The sequence below is a fragment of the Acidovorax sp. Q11 genome, from assembly GCF_054950075.1.
Genome location: NZ_JBUDZG010000012.1, coordinates 113,524 through 128,995, shown reverse-complemented (window position 1 = coordinate 128,995; position 15,472 = coordinate 113,524). Strand labels below are relative to the sequence as shown.

Sequence of the window (15,472 nt, the reverse complement as noted above, 5' to 3'; positions counted from 1 at the left end):
GCCGTGTACCGGCTCAACCACAGGCCCCGCAGATGCCTGGGCTGGAAGACTCCGCATGAGGTGTTCCACGGCTACAAAGTGAGCCCACTTACACTGGGGATTGGCGCACTTCGTTGTTGAAACCGCCAAGAAAATGGCCGTTACCGCGCTTCCATCACGCCTTTATAGCTATATATTTGATAGCAAGCTATCAAATACGACCCTCTTCCACCGCGTGGCAGGCAATGCGGATGCCGCCGATGCTCAGCAGCTTGGGGCGCTCGGTGCGGCAGCGGTCATTCACATGCGGGCAGCGGGGGTTGAACGCACAACCGGGCGGCGGGTTCAGCGGGTTCGGCACCTCGCCCTGCACGGGGGTGCGCGCCTTGCCGGTGTCGTGCATCTTGGGGATGGCATCGAGCAGCATGCGCGTGTAGGGGTGGCGCGGGGTGTCAAACAGCGTGTGCTTGTCAGCCAGTTCCACCAAGCGGCCCAGGTACATCACGCCCACCTGGTCGCTCACGTGGCGCACCACGGCGAGGTTGTGGCTGATGAACAGGTAGGTGAGCTGCCGCTCGCGCTGCAGGTCCTTCATGATGTTGAGCACCTGGGCCTGCACCGACACGTCCAGCGCGCTGGTGGGCTCGTCGCACACCAAAAACTCGGGCTCGGTGGCGAGCGCACGCGCAATGGAGATGCGCTGTCGCTGGCCGCCGGAGAACTGGTGCGGGTACTTGACCATGTCCAGCGGCGACAGGCCCACGGACTTGAGCAGCTCGCCCACGCGGGCCTTGAGTTCGGCCTTGTCGGTGATGAGGCCGTGCTCGCGCAGCGGCTCGCCGATGATGTCTTCCACCAGCCAGCGCGGGTTCAGGCTCGCGTACGGGTCCTGGAAGATCATCTGGATGCGGCGGCGCATGGCGCGCGCATCGTTGCCCTTGAAGGCGGCGTGGGCGTCCTGGTTGTCGAACGTGAGGCCGCCGCGTGTGGGCTCGTACAGGCCCACCAGCAGGCGGGCCACGGTGCTTTTGCCGCAGCCGGACTCACCCACCAGGGCCAGCGTTTTGCCCTTTTCGATCTCGAAGCTCACGCCGTCCACTGCATGCAGCAGGGTGCGCGGCTTGCGCTCGATCACGCGGTTGAGCCAGGGGGCGGAAACATCAAAGGTCTTGGCCAGGTCGTGGGCCTGGACCAGGGCCTTGCTCTTCACGGGTGCGGAAGCCGCAGTGGTGGTGGTAGCGGCGCTCATGCGGTCACCCCGGCTTTCGTGGCGGTAGTGGCAGTTGTGGACGCACCGGCGTGCAGCCAGCAGGCGGCACGGGTGGAGCCTGCGTCCATCAGGTTGGGGCGTTCGGTCATGCAGCGGTCAAAGGTCTGGGGACAGCGCGGGTTGTAGGCGCAGCCCTGGGGAATGGCATTCAGGCGGGGCATGGCTCCGTCGATCTGGTTCAGGCGCTCACGGTCCACCGCCATGTCGGGGATGGAGGCCATCAGGCCGCTGGTATAGGGGTGAGAAGGCTTGTTGATCACGTCGTGCACCGGGCCGATCTCGGCCACACGCCCGGCATACAGCACAGCCACGCGGTCACAGGTTTCTGCGATCACGCCCATGTCGTGGGTGATCAGCATCACGGCCGCACCGCGCGATTTGCAGATGTTCTTGAGCAGCGTGATGATCTGCGCCTGGATGGATACGTCGAGCGCCGTGGTGGGCTCGTCGGCCACGATGAGCTTGGGCTCGGCGGCCAGGGCCAGGGCAATCACCACCCGTTGGCGCATGCCGCCGGAGAACTGGTGCGGGTAGTGGTCGATGCGTTCCTCGGCTGCCGGGATCCCGGTGTCCTTGAGCAGTGCAATGGCGCGCTGGCGCGCTTCGGCGGGAGTGACCGGCAGGTGGGCCAGGATGGTTTCGGTAAGCTGGCGGCCCACGGTGTACAGCGGGTTCAGCGAGGTCAGCGGGTCTTGAAAGATCGCGCCGATGCGGCGGCCACGGATGTGGCGCATTTCCTCGTTGCTGAGGTTGTCGATGCGCTGGCCTTCCAGCAGGATCTGGCCCGAGGCCACGCGGCCTGGTGGCTCCAGCAGGCCAATGATGGCCGCGCCGGTGAGGGATTTGCCAGCGCCGGACTCTCCCACCACACCCAGGATCTCACCAGGTGCAATGGAAAAGGAAATGTCGTCCAGGGCGCGCAGGGTACCGCGGCGGCCAGGAAATTCGACAACGAGGTTTTTGACTTCTAGGAGGCTCATGGGGTCGTCACTTCTTCTGGTTCAACGCAGGCGTGGGTTGAGGGCATCACGCAGCCAGTCGCCCAGCAGGTTCACCGACAGGGCAATCAGCACCAGCATGGCGCCGGGGAACACCGTGATCCACCATTCGCCCGAGAACAGGTAGTCGTTGCCGATGCGGATCAGCGTGCCCAGCGAGGGCGATGTGGGTGGCGCGCCCACGCCCAGGAAGGACAGCGTGGCTTCGGTGATGATGGCCGTGGCCACCTGGATGGTGGCCAGCACCAGCACCGGGCCCATCACGTTGGGCAGCACATGCTTGCGCATGATGCGCAGGGGCGACACGCCCGTCACACGGGCGGCCTGCACGTACTCCTTGTTGCGCTCGACCAGCGTGGAGCCGCGCACCGTGCGCGCGTACTGCACCCAGCCGGTGAGCGAGATGGAGATGATCAGCACGCCAAAGGCCAGGGATTCGTGCGCGTTGGGGAACAGCGCACGGCCCACACCGGCAATCAGCAGGGCCACCAGGATGGCGGGGAAGGACAGCATCACGTCGCACAGGCGCATGAGCACGGCATCGATCCAGCCGCCCTTGAAGCCTGCCAGCAGACCGAAAGCCACGCCCACCAGCACCGACAGCACCACGGAGGCCAGGCCCACGACGAGCGAGATGCGGGCGCCATAGATCAGCGCAGACAGGATGTCACGGCCCTGGTCGTCGGTGCCCAGGGGGTATTTCATGGAGCCTTCGGCGCTCCAGGCGGGGGGCAAGCGGGCGTCGCTCAGCTCCAGCGTGGCCAGGTCAAAGGGGTTGTGTGGTGCGACCCATCCGGCAAACACCGAACAGAACACACAGATCAGCGCAATCGCGGCAGCGACCATCGCCATGGGCGATGTGCGAAAGCTGTAGCCGACATCGCTGTCAAGCCAGCGGGCAAGGGTTGTTTTCATTGTGGGAACCAGTAAACAAACACCGCCGCCCGGCCCGGGTAGCAGCCGGGCGGTGGTGCGAACTTTCAAGAGAACCGGTTGTTCTCTCTTTTCTTCTCTTCGATCTTTGTGCGGACGGGCTTACTTGTTGATGCTCATCCACTTGAAGTGCATGAAGTTATCCGCCATCTGCACCAGCTTGACGTTTTTGCTCACGCCCCAAGCAAGAGCCTGTTGGTGCAATGGGATGTGGCCCACATCAGCAGCGTGCAGGTCAAACGCTTCCTTGATCATGGCGTTGCGCTTGGCCTTGTCGGTCTCGGACTGGATCTTGAGGGTCAGCTCGTCCACCTTGGGGTTGCAGTACGCACCCAGGTTGAACTGGCCAGCGCCCTTGTCGTCCACGCAGCGCACCAGCGCATTCAGGGCGTTATGCGAGTCATAGGTAGCGGGCGTCCACCCCAGCATATAGAAACTGGTGTCGCGGCGCAGGATCTTGGGAAAGTACGTGCCCTTGGTTTCGGCCTGCAGGTTGACTTTGACGTTGATGCGCGAGAGGTTGGCGGCCACGGTCTGGCAAATGCGGCCGTCGTTCACGTAGCGATCGTTCGGGCAGTTCATGGCCACTTCAAAACCGTTGGGGTAACCCGCTTCGGCCAGCAGCTTCTTGGCGGCTTCCACGTCGTAGGGCAGGCGCTTGGCATCGGGCTGGAAGCCGTTGACGCCAGGGCCGACCAGCAGGGCCGAGGGGTTGGAGGCGCCGCGCATCACGGTGCGCTTGATGCCTTCGATGTCGATGGCCTGATAAAAGGCTTGGCGCACGCGCTTGTCCTTGAAGGGGTTCTTGCCCTTGACGTTGGAGTACAGCAGCTCATCGCGCTTCTGGTCCATGCCCAGGAAGATAGTCCGCAACTCGGGACCGGTGATAGCGCGGGTGCTGGCGCCGCCGTTCACGCGGTCGATGTCCTGCACAGGCACGGGTTCCATCACGTCCACTTCGCCCGACAGCAGGGCCGCCACGCGGGTTGCATCGTTGCTGATAGGGGTGAAAACGACTTCGGTGGCGTTGCCTTCGATCTTGCCCCAGTAGGTGCCGTTGCGGGTGAATACGGAACGCACGTTGGGCTGGCGCTCACGCAGGCGGAAGGGGCCCGTGCCGTTGGCGCGGAACGACGCCGCGTTCTCGATGCCCTTGCGGCGGTCCACCGGGCCCAGGGCCTGGTTGGTCTCGCACCATTTCTTGCTCATCATGTACACGAGCGAGATCACGTCGGGCAGGATGGGGAACGGGGTCTTGGTCTCGATCTCGACCGTGTGGTCGTCGATCTTGCGCACTTCCTTGAAGTCGTTGGTGTAGCTCTTCATGTCCGAGCCTTCCACCTGGGTGCGCGCGAAGCTGAACACCACGTCGTCGGCGGTGAACGGCGTGCCGTCATGGAATTGCACGCCCTTGCGCAGCTCGAAGCGCCAGACGGTGGGCGAGGTCTGCTTCCAGGCCGTGGCCAGTGCGGGCGCCAGGCTCAGGTCCTTGTTGCGGCCGACCAGGGGCTCGTACACGTTGCCGGTCACGCTCAGCTGCAGCGACTCGTTGAGCGAGTGCGGGTCCATGGACAGCGAGTCGCCCTGGTTGGCAATCCGGATGGTCTGCGCACTGGCCGCCAAGCTGGCCGTTGCCATGGCGGCAAACAACGTGGCAAGGGCAACTTTCTTCTGGAATTTCATCGGAATCTCCTCGTGAAAAAAAGGATACGAAAGGGGGACATCCAAGGGGATGGGGTGTGGCGTTGCGTGGAGAAACGAGATGCGCGCTCTCAGGGCATGGCCAGCGGCATCGATTGCTCGATCAGGCTTGCGTGCAATGCAGAGCCCAGCGGCAGGATGTCATCGTTGAAGTCATAGCGGCTGTTGTGCAATGCACTGCCGCTGGCCCCCGTGCCCTGGCCCAGGCGCAGGTAGGCGCCGGGGCGGGTCTGGAGCATGAAGGCAAAATCCTCGGCGCCCATGCTGGGCTCCAGGTCGCGCACGACATGGTCCGCCCCCAGAAGGGATTCGGCCACGTCGCCCGCAAAAATGGCTTCGCTTTCAGTGTTGATGGTGGCCGGGTAGATACGTTCGTAGTGCACCGTGGCCGTGGCGCCAAAGCCCAGGGCGATGGCGTTGCACAACTCTTTCAGGCGCTTTTCCACCATCTCCTGCACCACGGGGTCGAACGTGCGCACGGTGCCCACCAGGGTGGCGGATCCGGGCAACACACTGAAGGCCCCCAGGTCACCTGCCTGCGCGGCACAGATGCTGACCACAGCGCTTTCGATGGGGCGCACATTGCGCGAGACGATGCTTTGCGCGGCCGTGATGATGTGCGCGGCCACGACCAGCACGTCCACCGTCTGGTAGGCATGGGCCCCGTGGCCGCCACGGCCGGTGATCTCGATGGTGAAGCGGTCAGCCGCCGCCATCATGGGGCCAGCATTGATGCCCACGGTGCCGGGCTTCATCGCAGGCCAGTTGTGCATGGCATAGATGGACTGCACCGGGAAGCGGTCAAACAGGCCGTCTTCCATCATCACGCGGGCACCTGCAAAACCCTCTTCGCCGGGCTGGAACACCAGCACCGCCGTGCCGTCGAAATCGCGGGTCTCCGCCAGGTAGCGCGCGGCGCCCACCAGCATGGCGGTGTGGCCATCATGGCCACAACCGTGCATCAGGCCGGGTTTGCACGACTTCCAGGAGAAATCGTTGTGCTCGGCCAGGGGCAGCGCATCCATATCAGCGCGCAGGCCGACCATGCTGCCGCTGGACGTGCTTCGCCCCCGGATCACACCCACCACACCCGTGCGGCCGATGCCCTCGTGGATCTCGTCCACACCGCAGAGCATCAAGGCTTCCTTGACACGTTTGCTGGTGTAGACCTCCTCGAACCCCAGCTCGGGGTGGGCGTGCAAGTCACGCCGCAGTGCCGTCAGCTCGGGATGGAACTGGGCGATGTGTGCAAACGCCCGTCCACCCGCTTTGTATCGAAGCGACTGCATTTCAGTTGTCCACAGAGCTACACGCAACCCACAATGCGTGAAACTGCCAGTGCCCCCGCGCAAGGGCCGCCCCGCCGCGAAGGCGGCGCGTTGCTTGCGTGCGCTGGGGGCTCCCCCCTCCCGCATTGCAACGCAATGCGAGAGAGCGGGAAGGCGCGAAGCGACTCAGGGGGAGCCTCATCTCTAATGGCCTCCCGCCTTACCAACGCGCAGGCGGGGATCCACTGCAAAGTACAACAGGTCCACCACCAGGTTGATCACCACAAAGATCAGGGCGATCAGGCAGAGGTAGGCCGCCATCACGGGGATGTCGGCAAAGGTCACGGCCTGGATGAACAGCAGGCCCATGCCCGGCCACTGGAACACGGTCTCGGTGATGATGGCAAAGGCGATCAGGCCACCAAGTTGCAGGCCAGTAATGGTCATCACAGGCACCAGCGTGTTCTTGAGCGCATGGCCGAAGTGGATCGCCCGGTTGGACAGGCCCCGTGCGCGCGCAAACTTGATGTAGTCGGTGCGCAGCACCTCCAGCATTTCCGCCCGCACCAGCCGCATGATCAGCGTGAGCTGAAAGATCGCCAGTGTGACGGCCGGCAGAATAATGTGGTGCCAGCCCTTGGCCTTGAGCAGGCCGGAACTCCACCATCCCATCTGCACCACTTCACCGCGCCCGAAGCTCGGGAACCAGCCCAGCGTGACTGCAAAAACCAGAATCAGCAGGATGCCGATGAGGAAGGTGGGCAGGGACACACCCAGCAGCGACAGGGTCATGAACAGCTGGCTGGTAAACGTGCCGCGCTTGAGCGCTGCGTAAACCCCCATGGGTACGCCAATCGCCAGGGCCAGGAATGCAGCCACCAGGGCCAGTTCGAGTGTGGCCGGGAAACGCTCGGCAATCAGCCGCGACACCTTGGCGCCCTGGCGCAGGCTCAGGCCGAATTCGCCTTGGGCTGCGTTCACCAGGAAGTGGCCAAACTGCACAAAGAAGGGTTTGTCCAGACCGAGTGAGGCGCGCAGCTCACGGATCTGTTCAGGGGTGGCATCCTGGCCCAGCAGGAACACCACGGGATCTCCCACGTACTGGAACAACATGAAGGAGATGAAGGCCACCGTGATCATGACAATCACAGCCTGTATCAGGCGGCGCAATATAAAGGCAAGCATCGGAGAGTCGAGTGAGTGTTCGATGGGAGCGCCGCAGCCACTTTTGATGGCCAGGGCGCCGGTGGGCGAGACGTCTTCAATCTAAGTCAAAAAAGAGCAAGGACCACCGGGCCCTTGCTCTCTTCAGGCTGAGCGAGATCAGTTCACCTTGACCGTACGCATGTCCACGCGGTTGTCGGCGCGGTGCACCAGTTCCACGTTCTTCTTCATGGCCCATGGGATCACCTGGTCATGCAGCGGAATGTGGGACACCGTGTCGTTGGATAGCTGCAGCGCTTCGGTCAGCATGCGCGAACGCACGGGCGCATCGGTTTCCGCCTTGATGCGGTCCACCAGGTAGTCCATGCGCTGGTTGCTGTAGCGGCCCACGTTGTAGTTGCCGTCGCCACCCTGGCCCACGGAGCGGGTCAGCGACTGCAGGCTGTACAGCGCGTCAAAGGTCGGCACGCCCCAGCCCAGCATGTAGATGCTGGCTTCGTAGCGCTGAATCATCGGGAAATAGTTCACCAGCGGCAGCGTGCGCAGCTTGGCCTTCACGCCCACGCGCGACCACATGGCGGTCACGGCCTGGCAGATGGCCTCGTCGTTGATGTAGCGGTTGTTCGGGCAGGCAAAGTCCACTTCAAAACCATCGGGGTAGCCCGCTTCGGCCAGCAGCTTCTTGGAAGCTTCCACGCTGTAGGGGAAACGCTTGCCCACCGCTTCGGTGTAACCCGCCACCTGGGGCGACACCAGGGTTCCCGTCGGCTTGCCCAGGCCGCGCATGATGTTGCGCGAGATCGTTTCCGCATCAATGGCTTGGTACAGCGCCTTGCGCACGCGCACGTCCTTCAGCGGGTTCTTGCCCTTGATGTTGGAGCCAGTAAGTTCTTCGCGGAACTGATCCATGCCGAGGAAGATGGTGCGGTTTTCCACACCGTCAATCACCTTGAGGTCAGGGCTGGCGCGCAGGCGACCCAGATCCTGGGGCGTGGGGTCCAGCACCATGTCCACTTCGCCCGACAGCAGCGCCGCAATGCGTGTGGCGGCCGACTTGATGGGGGTGTAGACGATCTCGGTCACGTTGCCATCCATCTTGCCCCACCAGTTGGGGTTGCGCTTGAACACCATCTTCACATCGGGCTGCCACGAATCCAGCGTGTAGGGGCCGGTGCCCATTGCGTTGCGGTGCGCAAAATTTTCGTCAGTGCCCTTGATGTCCTTGGGCTCGACCGACTTGTTCTTTTCCGCCCATGCCTTGCTCATGACGCGCAGCTCGGTCATCTGGCGCAGCAGCACCGGATTGGGCGCCGACAGGATCACGTCGAAGGTCTGGGCATCGACCTTCACGACCTTGCTGATGCCCTGGACGTAGGGCGTGAAGTTCGAGGTCTTGGCCATGGCGCGCTGGATCGAGTACACGGCATCGTCCGTGGTCAGCGTCGAGCCATCATGGAACTTGACCCCTTGGCGCAGCGTGAAACGCACCTGCGTGGGGCTCACTTCCTTCCAGGCGGTTGCCAGCACAGGCTCCACCTCAAATGTCTTGCTGTTGTAGTAAACCAGGCTCTCATACACATTGGCGTGAATGCCATTTTGCAGGGCATTGTTTTGAGAATGGATATCCCACGTGGCGATTTCCCCCTGGCTCGCCCATTTGAAGGGCTTGGCATGTACCGCAGGTGCACACAACAGCGCGGCAGCTACAGCCGCCGACAAAAGACTGCATTTGAGTTTCATGGAACCCTCTTGAATAAAAGTTTTACTATGCAGTAATGTTTGCTCCATAGCCAACGGGAAATCCCTGAATCCCGGGTGCACCGAAGGGCCAATCCATGCTGCTTTCGGCAGGTATCTCAGGCAAGGATGGTGCCAATCAGTCGGCTTCTCTCAGTTGAAAGAGATTGGGCCTGAAATAGGGTTACAAGGCGTCATCCCGCAGCAGCAAAGGGCCAAAATCTCTTTTGCAGCCCTCCAAACGTGCATTTCCTCGACCCCACTTCTCACACCTTGCACCATCAAAAAACCCAAGCAGCACAGACCGAAGAATCGCCGCCTCCGCATCATCAGAATTCATCACGTAGCATTAGCAGAGCCACCCCAAGCGGCAATCTATCAGTCTGCCACTACAAATAACAAATACCCAGCACCACACCCCCGAGCCGCAAGCCACCAAGCGGGCAAAAAAAAGCCGCCCGAAGGCGGCTTTTTGCTTTTATATCGGCCACTGGCATAAGCCAGTGTTGATATTAGAAGCTGTGACGGATACCGAAGTCGTAACCGGTCGAGTTGCGGTTTGCAGCAGTCACTGCACCGTTCAGGGACTGAGCGGCGCCGTTCTTGTTGCTCACGCGAGCGAACGTGGTGTACAGAGCGGTACGCTTGGACAGGTTGTGCACGTAGCCCAGAGCGATCTTGTTCGAACGGGGATCAGCACCCACGGTGTCGATCTTGTAGGTCGAGTAAGCCAGACGAACTTCGCCAGCGCCCACGGGGATCAGACCACCGATCAGGAAACCCTTGCCTTCGTTGCCGTTCTTGATGTCGTCGCTGTTGTAGTGAGCCATGATCTTGGCCATGCCCAAATCATACTGACCGCCCAGATTGAACGCCTTAATGTTGCCAGTCACGAACTTCGTGTCAGAGAAAGCCAGAGCCACGTTGATGGGGCCGTTGGCGTAACCAGCGCGCAGAGCCAGACCGTTGCCGTCCTTCTTGTTGGCAGCGTTGCTCAGGTTTTCACCCATGTAGTACTGGGCTTGGCCGTAGAAACCGCCCAGGTTGCCTGGCAGGAAGTAGCCGATGGAGTTCGAAGCGCGAATGGTGGTAGGGCCACCCAGGCTGGAGTTCAGGGTTTGGGACGTGCCCACGCCGTTCGTGCCGAACGGATCGAACACGGTCAGATTCCAGAATTGGGGAGTGTAGTCACGGCCCAGGCGCACTTCACCGAAGCCGCCATTCAGGCTGACCGTAGAACGACGGTTGAACACCAGACCGCCGCCAGTGCTGGTAGCTGCTTGGTTGTTAGTGTTGGTAACGCCGCCGGTGCCGTTGTCGTTGTTCACGCCAGCTTCGAGCCAGAACGAAGCGGACAGACCGCCACCCAGATCTTCAACGCCGCGGAAACCCAGACGGCTGCTGTTGTAGCCGGAGTTCGTCAGTTGCGACTTGTTAGCGACGCTGCCGGAACCGTAGGCATAGGTTGCGTCAACCACGCCGAACAGGGTCACGGAAGATTGAGCCATTGCAGCGCCGGAAGCAGCCAGCACAGCCAGGGCAATCAGGGATTTTTTCATTGCGAGTTACTCCAAGGTTAAACATCGGGCTCCGGTACGGGGGGTCTATGGTGAAAGCACCTGCACAGTCCCGCCGGTTTCCCGGGCCAACCTCCTGGTGGGGAAGTTGCTCTTATTGCACCAGACCCGGCCGGGTTTCGCAAAGGAATTCACCCACAATCGCCCCGAAAGGGAAATTCCGTTGCAGTGTTGCAACATTCCAGTGCATAGGGGCAGAATCGCTTTTGGCCATGCAACTCCCGTGCCCCGCACATTGATTTTTTGTATCAAGCTGCAATTTGTGTTTCGGCGCACCCTTCGCGCCCAAAGGTATCCATGGACGCTTTTTTGACTGCCGCAGACAGCGCGCTGCGCACCCTTTTTGCATCACCCCGGGCGGCCGAAAGAACGCCCGCCCACGGCATGGCCGAAGCCGCGCTGGAGCCCGCAGAAAAGCGGCTTGCTGGTGCCCTGATGCGCGTGAACCACGTGGGCGAGGTGTGCGCACAGGCGCTTTACACCGCCCAGGCCGCCGTGACCCGCGACCCCACGTTGCGCGCGCACCTGCAGGAGGCGGCGCGGGAAGAAACTGACCACCTGGCCTGGACCCGGCAACGGCTGGACGCACTCGGCGCCCGGCCCAGCCTGCTCAACCCCTTGTGGTTTGCGGGCGCGTTTGCCTTGGGCCTGGCGGCGGCCAAGGTCAGCGACCGTGCCAGCCTGGGGTTTGTGGTGGAAACGGAAAACCAGGTGGCAGCCCATCTGCAGAGTCACCTCGACCGACTTCCCGCGCAGGACCTCGCCTCGCGGGCCGTGGTCGCGCGCATGAAAGACGACGAAGAGCGGCACGCAGCACAGGCCCGCGCATCCGGCGCGCTGGAGCTGCCCGCGCCGGCGCGCCTGGCCATGAAGGCGGCGGCCAAGGTGATGACCACCACCGCCCACTACTTCTGAGCAGCAAGCAGGCGGCCCGGAGCTGCAACGCCCCGGCAGCCTGCTCCTCAGGCCTCCAGCACGTCGAACCCGGTGGTGATTTCCGCCGTTTTCCCCAACATGATGCTGGCCGAGCAATATTTGTCGTGGCTCATGGCAATGGCGCGCTCCACAGCTGCCGCCGGAATGCCCTTGCCGGTCACTGTGAAGTGCATGTGGATCTTGGTGAACACCTTAGGGTCGGTCTGGGCGCGCTCGGTGGTCAGCTTGACGCTGCAGCCACGCACATCATGGCGGCCACGCTTGAGGATCAGCACCACGTCATAGGCTGTGCAGCCGCCCGTGCCTGCCAGCACGGTTTCCATGGGGCGAGGCGCCAGGTTCTGCCCGCCATTGGCGGGGTTGGCAGCATCCGGGGCGCCGTCCATGGTCAAAACATGGCCGCTGCCGGTCTCGGCTACAAAACCCATGCCCGAGCGGGTTCCCGCCCCGCCGGTCCAACTGACTGTGCATTCCATTTGTGTTTCTCCTGTATGACACGTGGTTTTTTCGCACAAAAAACCGAAACGAAAAGAATTTGATGCGAATTTTGCTGCATCGCAACAAGACTCGCGCTAAACTTCGCCCATGCGCTGCCGCTTTCGAACAGAAAGGAAACGGCAGGCGGCAAGAGGCCCGGAATCCGGCACTTGCCCCGCACCGATTGTCTCCTCCATCTCCTCAAAGGATGGATTAGCCCCAGGCCTCACGGCCCGGGGCTTTTTTTTGGCTGAACCGGTCGCGTGACGGCCCCACCGGCAAATCGGCCCACCAAAACCGACCCCCTATGATGTGGGCCCCCGCTGCGGCCCCGTGGCGGCCCCACCTGCCCTGCCATGACCCAGCACCTCACCCCCGCCGACTACCTCAAGAAGATCCTGACCGCCCGTGTGTACGACGTGGCAGTGGAGTCGGCCCTGGAGCCCGCCAAGAGCCTCAGCCGCCGCCTGCACAACAAGGTGCTTCTGAAGCGGGAGGACCAGCAACCTGTGTTCAGCTTCAAGCTGCGCGGCGCCTACAACAAGATGGCGCACCTCACGCCCGAGCAGCTGCAGCGCGGCGTGATCTGCGCTTCCGCTGGCAACCATGCCCAGGGCGTGGCCATGAGCGCCCACAAGCTGGGCACGCGCGCTGTGGTCGTCATGCCCACCACCACGCCCCAGCTCAAGGTGGATGCCGTCAAAACCCTGGGTGGCGATGTGGTGCTGCACGGCGAGAGCTATTCCGACGCCTACGACCACGCCGCCCGCCTGCAAAAGGAGCAGGGCCTGACCTTTGTGCACCCGTTTGACGACCCGCTGGTCATCGCGGGCCAGGGCACCATCGCCATGGAAATCCTGCGCCAGCTGCAAAGCCTGGGCAGCAACCAGCTCGACGCGGTGTTCGTGGCCATAGGGGGCGGCGGCCTGGTGTCCGGCGTGGCCAACTACATCAAGGCCGTGCGGCCCGAGATCAAGGTGATCGGCGTGCAGATGAACGACTCGGACGCGATGATCCAGTCCGTCAACGCCCACCAGCGCGTCACGCTGCCCGACGTGGGCCTGTTCTCCGATGGCACGGCCGTCAAGCTCGTGGGCGAGGAAACCTTCCGCGTGGCCCAGGGCCTGGTGGATGAGTTCGTGACGGTGGACACCGACGCCGTCTGTGCCGCCATCAAGGACATCTTTGTGGACACGCGCAGCATCGTCGAGCCCGCAGGCGCCTTGGCAGTGGCCGCCATCAAACAATATGTAGCCAAAAACAAAACCAAGGGCGAGACCTACGCCGCCATCCTCTGCGGCGCCAACATGAACTTCGACCGCCTGCGCTTCGTGGCCGAGCGCGCCGAAGTGGGCGAAGAGCGCGAAGCCCTGTTCGCCGTCACCATCCCCGAAGAGCGCGGCAGCTTCCGCCGCTTCTGCGAAGTGGTGGGAGGCCTGCCCGGCGGCGCGCGCAATGTGACCGAGTTCAACTACCGCATCAGCGACGCCGCCCAGGCCCATGTGTTTGTGGGCCTGACGACCAATGGCAAGGGCGAATCGGAAAAAATCGCCAAGAACTTCGGCCGCCACGGCTTCGAGGCGCTGGACCTGACCCACGACGAACTCGCCAAGGAGCACCTGCGCCATCTGGTGGGCGGCCACTCGGCGCTGGCGCAGGACGAACGCCTGATGCGCTTCACCTTCCCCGAGCGGCCGGGTGCGCTGCTCAAGTTCCTGAGCCTGATGCAGCCGACCTGGAACATCAGCCTGTTCCACTACCGCAACCAGGGTGCGGACTATGGCCGCATCCTCGTGGGCATCCAGGTGCCCCCCGAAGACACCGCCACCTTCGACGCCTTCCTGGCCACGCTGGGCTACCCCTATGTGGAAGAGACGCTCAACCCGGCCTACCGGCTGTTTTTGCGCTCAAAATAATACTCAAAATGGCCGTCACCGCCCGATAGAAGGGTGTTGATAGCTATCAAAATAGAAGCAAAACCCAACCCACCCGCCGCACGCCATGCAAGCCCTGCGCCACTACCTGCTGGCCGTGCAGTTCTTCACCCGCATTCCCGTCACCGGGCGGCTGGCGGACTGGGTGGGCTACAGCCCCGCCATGCTGCGCGCCAGTGCTGCGCACTTCCCCGGCATCGGCTGGCTTGCGGCCCTGCTGGCGGCGGGGGTGTATGGCGGCCTGCACTGGGCGCTGGCCCCCAACCCCTTTGCCCCGGCCATGGCCGCCGTGCTCAGCACCGTGGCCACCGTGCTCATGACGGGCGGTTTTCACGAAGATGGCCTGGCCGACGTCGCCGACGGCCTGGGCGGCAGCGCCCAACGCGAACGTGCGCTCGACATCATGAAAGACTCGCGCATCGGTGCCTTTGGCGCCATGGCGCTGGTGCTGGCCCTGCTGTCCAAACTCAGCCTGCTCGCATTGCTAGGTGCACACAGCCTGGCCGTCGCGTTGTCGGCCGTGGTCGGCGCGCATGTGCTGTCGCGGCTGTGGCCGCTGTTCATTGTGCGCAGCCTGCCGCATGTGGGCGACACGGCACGCACCAAAAGCAAACCGCTGGCCGACCAGATCTCGGGCGGAGCCCTGGCCACAGCCGTTGTGTGGTGTTTTGTGCCGCTGGCGCTTGTCTGGCATGCCCAATCAGCTATCTTCTTAATAGCAGCCGTCATATTGAGCGCAGCAGCTGCCGCGTGGATGGGGCGCTGGTTTGCGCGGCGGCTGCAAGGCTTTACCGGCGACTGCCTGGGCGCCACCCAGCAGGTCAGCGAAATCGGCTTCTACCTGGGCGCGGCGCTCGCCCTGCGCTGGGCATGACGCCCTCCCCACCGGGCACCCGCCTGTGGCTCGTGCGCCATGCCGCCCCCCAGGTGGCCCCGGGCACCTGCTATGGCGCGCTGGATGTGCCCGCCGACCCGGCCGCCACCCTGGCCGCCGCCCTGCGCCTGGCCGCCGCCCTGCCCCCAGCACTGGGGGTGTTTTGTTCGACGCTACAAAGATGTGAGCAACTGGGGCAAGCCCTGTGCGCGCAAAGGCCCGATTTGATGCTGATTCCGGATGCCCGGCTGCGTGAAATGGACTTTGGCGCCTGGGAGGGCCGGGCCTGGAACACGCTCGCCAAAAGCGACATCGATGCCTGGACGGCAGATTTTGCCCACCACGCGCCCGGCGGCGGCGAGCCGCTGTCCCACATGCTCAGACGGGTGGCGCTGGCGCTGCAGGCGGCCCACCAGTGGAGCGACAGCCACGCCGGGGCCGATGTGGTGTGGATCACCCACGCAGGCGTGGCGCGCTGCGTGGCCTGGCTGCAGCAGCATGGCGAAGGCGTGATGCCCCGGTCGGACAACTGGCCCGTGGCGGCGCCCGGCTGGGGCGAATGGGAAGTACGGGTTCTGGCCTGAAACCAGGCTCAAAGCCAAGCGCCAGTGCCAGGCATCTAAG

At 63.2% G+C, this 15,472-nt stretch carries 13 protein-coding genes; 4 read left to right on the top strand and 9 right to left on the bottom strand.

Features of this window, described 5'->3' with window-relative positions:
- Positions 1-190: 190 nt before the first annotated feature.
- The 8 genes from ACYZGB_RS12165 to ACYZGB_RS12130 form a co-directional block, all read right to left on the bottom strand.
- Entirely contained in the window at positions 191-1,228 is a 1,038-nt protein-coding gene (locus ACYZGB_RS12165; protein ID WP_462388540.1) for an ABC transporter ATP-binding protein, read from the bottom strand.
- Entirely contained in the window at positions 1,225-2,229 is a 1,005-nt protein-coding gene (locus tag ACYZGB_RS12160) for an ABC transporter ATP-binding protein (RefSeq protein ID WP_462388538.1), read from the bottom strand. Before ACYZGB_RS12160 ends, ACYZGB_RS12165 begins: the two co-directional genes overlap by 4 nt.
- Positions 2,230-2,250: 21 nt before the next feature.
- The gene (locus ACYZGB_RS12155; RefSeq protein WP_462388537.1) at positions 2,251-3,162 is read right to left on the bottom strand and encodes an ABC transporter permease; all 912 of its coding nucleotides are present in this window, start codon (positions 3,160-3,162) and stop codon (positions 2,251-2,253) included.
- A gap of 120 nt (positions 3,163-3,282) precedes the next feature.
- Positions 3,283-4,863 (bottom strand): ABC transporter substrate-binding protein, encoded by a 1,581-nt coding sequence (locus tag ACYZGB_RS12150; RefSeq protein ID WP_462388536.1) that lies wholly within the window; start codon positions 4,861-4,863, stop codon positions 3,283-3,285.
- Between the two features lie 89 nt (positions 4,864-4,952).
- Positions 4,953-6,170, bottom strand: coding sequence for a M20 aminoacylase family protein (locus ACYZGB_RS12145; RefSeq protein WP_462388534.1), 1,218 nt, complete (start codon positions 6,168-6,170; stop codon positions 4,953-4,955).
- 183 nt (positions 6,171-6,353) lie between these two features.
- The gene (locus tag ACYZGB_RS12140; RefSeq protein ID WP_462388533.1) at positions 6,354-7,334 is read right to left on the bottom strand and encodes an ABC transporter permease; all 981 of its coding nucleotides are present in this window, start codon (positions 7,332-7,334) and stop codon (positions 6,354-6,356) included.
- A gap of 138 nt (positions 7,335-7,472) precedes the next feature.
- Complete coding sequence (locus ACYZGB_RS12135) at positions 7,473-9,053, bottom strand: ABC transporter substrate-binding protein (RefSeq protein WP_462388531.1); 1,581 nt, start codon at positions 9,051-9,053, stop codon at positions 7,473-7,475.
- A 509-nt stretch (positions 9,054-9,562) separates the two neighbouring features.
- On the bottom strand, positions 9,563-10,609 hold the full coding sequence (locus ACYZGB_RS12130; RefSeq protein WP_462388529.1) for a porin: 1,047 nt from the start codon (positions 10,607-10,609) through the stop codon (positions 9,563-9,565).
- 315 nt (positions 10,610-10,924) lie between these two features.
- On the opposite strand from ACYZGB_RS12130, the gene coq7 reads away from it, so the two are divergent.
- Positions 10,925-11,542 carry a 2-polyprenyl-3-methyl-6-methoxy-1,4-benzoquinone monooxygenase gene (coq7, locus tag ACYZGB_RS12125; protein ID WP_462388528.1) on the top strand — a complete coding sequence of 206 codons (618 nt, stop codon included), beginning with the start codon at positions 10,925-10,927 and terminating at the stop codon, positions 11,540-11,542.
- Positions 11,543-11,589: 47 nt separating this feature from the next.
- Here the strand turns inward: coq7 and ACYZGB_RS12120 are convergent, their stop codons facing one another.
- Positions 11,590-12,039: an OsmC family protein gene (locus ACYZGB_RS12120; protein ID WP_462388527.1), complete on the bottom strand. Its 450-nt coding sequence runs from the start codon at positions 12,037-12,039 to the stop codon at positions 11,590-11,592.
- A gap of 357 nt (positions 12,040-12,396) precedes the next feature.
- Here ACYZGB_RS12120 and ilvA point away from each other — a divergent pair, with 357 nt between their 5' ends.
- The 3 genes from ilvA to ACYZGB_RS12105 all read left to right on the top strand — a co-directional run bounded on the left by ilvA (position 12,397) and on the right by ACYZGB_RS12105 (position 15,432).
- On the top strand, positions 12,397-13,956 hold the full coding sequence (gene ilvA, locus ACYZGB_RS12115; protein WP_462388525.1) for a threonine ammonia-lyase, biosynthetic: 1,560 nt from the start codon (positions 12,397-12,399) through the stop codon (positions 13,954-13,956).
- 85 nt (positions 13,957-14,041) lie between these two features.
- Complete coding sequence (gene cobS, locus ACYZGB_RS12110; protein WP_462388523.1) at positions 14,042-14,848, top strand: adenosylcobinamide-GDP ribazoletransferase; 807 nt, start codon at positions 14,042-14,044, stop codon at positions 14,846-14,848.
- Positions 14,845-15,432, top strand: a complete 588-nt coding sequence (locus tag ACYZGB_RS12105; RefSeq protein ID WP_462388522.1) for a histidine phosphatase family protein — start codon at positions 14,845-14,847, stop codon at positions 15,430-15,432. Before cobS ends, ACYZGB_RS12105 begins: the two co-directional genes overlap by 4 nt.
- The last annotated feature ends 40 nt before the right edge of the window (positions 15,433-15,472 follow it).

What these genes read in the sequence shown, in the direction of transcription:
- coq7 (WP_462388528.1), top strand. Translation starts at nt 10,925, where the DNA reads ATGGACGCTTTTTTGACTGCCGCAGACAGCGCGCTGCGCACCCTTTTT.
- ilvA (WP_462388525.1), top strand. Translation starts at nt 12,397, where the DNA reads ATGACCCAGCACCTCACCCCCGCCGACTACCTCAAGAAGATCCTGACC.
- ACYZGB_RS12135 (WP_462388531.1), bottom strand. Translation starts at nt 9,053, where the DNA reads ATGAAACTCAAATGCAGTCTTTTGTCGGCGGCTGTAGCTGCCGCGCTG.
- ACYZGB_RS12130 (WP_462388529.1), bottom strand. Translation starts at nt 10,609, where the DNA reads ATGAAAAAATCCCTGATTGCCCTGGCTGTGCTGGCTGCTTCCGGCGCT.
- ACYZGB_RS12105 (WP_462388522.1), top strand. Translation starts at nt 14,845, where the DNA reads ATGACGCCCTCCCCACCGGGCACCCGCCTGTGGCTCGTGCGCCATGCC.
- ACYZGB_RS12120 (WP_462388527.1), bottom strand. Translation starts at nt 12,039, where the DNA reads ATGGAATGCACAGTCAGTTGGACCGGCGGGGCGGGAACCCGCTCGGGC.
- ACYZGB_RS12150 (WP_462388536.1), bottom strand. Translation starts at nt 4,863, where the DNA reads ATGAAATTCCAGAAGAAAGTTGCCCTTGCCACGTTGTTTGCCGCCATG.
- ACYZGB_RS12165 (WP_462388540.1), bottom strand. Translation starts at nt 1,228, where the DNA reads ATGAGCGCCGCTACCACCACCACTGCGGCTTCCGCACCCGTGAAGAGC.
- ACYZGB_RS12155 (WP_462388537.1), bottom strand. Translation starts at nt 3,162, where the DNA reads ATGAAAACAACCCTTGCCCGCTGGCTTGACAGCGATGTCGGCTACAGC.
- ACYZGB_RS12140 (WP_462388533.1), bottom strand. Translation starts at nt 7,334, where the DNA reads ATGCTTGCCTTTATATTGCGCCGCCTGATACAGGCTGTGATTGTCATG.
- ACYZGB_RS12145 (WP_462388534.1), bottom strand. Translation starts at nt 6,170, where the DNA reads ATGCAGTCGCTTCGATACAAAGCGGGTGGACGGGCGTTTGCACACATC.
- ACYZGB_RS12160 (WP_462388538.1), bottom strand. Translation starts at nt 2,229, where the DNA reads ATGAGCCTCCTAGAAGTCAAAAACCTCGTTGTCGAATTTCCTGGCCGC.
- cobS (WP_462388523.1), top strand. Translation starts at nt 14,042, where the DNA reads ATGCAAGCCCTGCGCCACTACCTGCTGGCCGTGCAGTTCTTCACCCGC.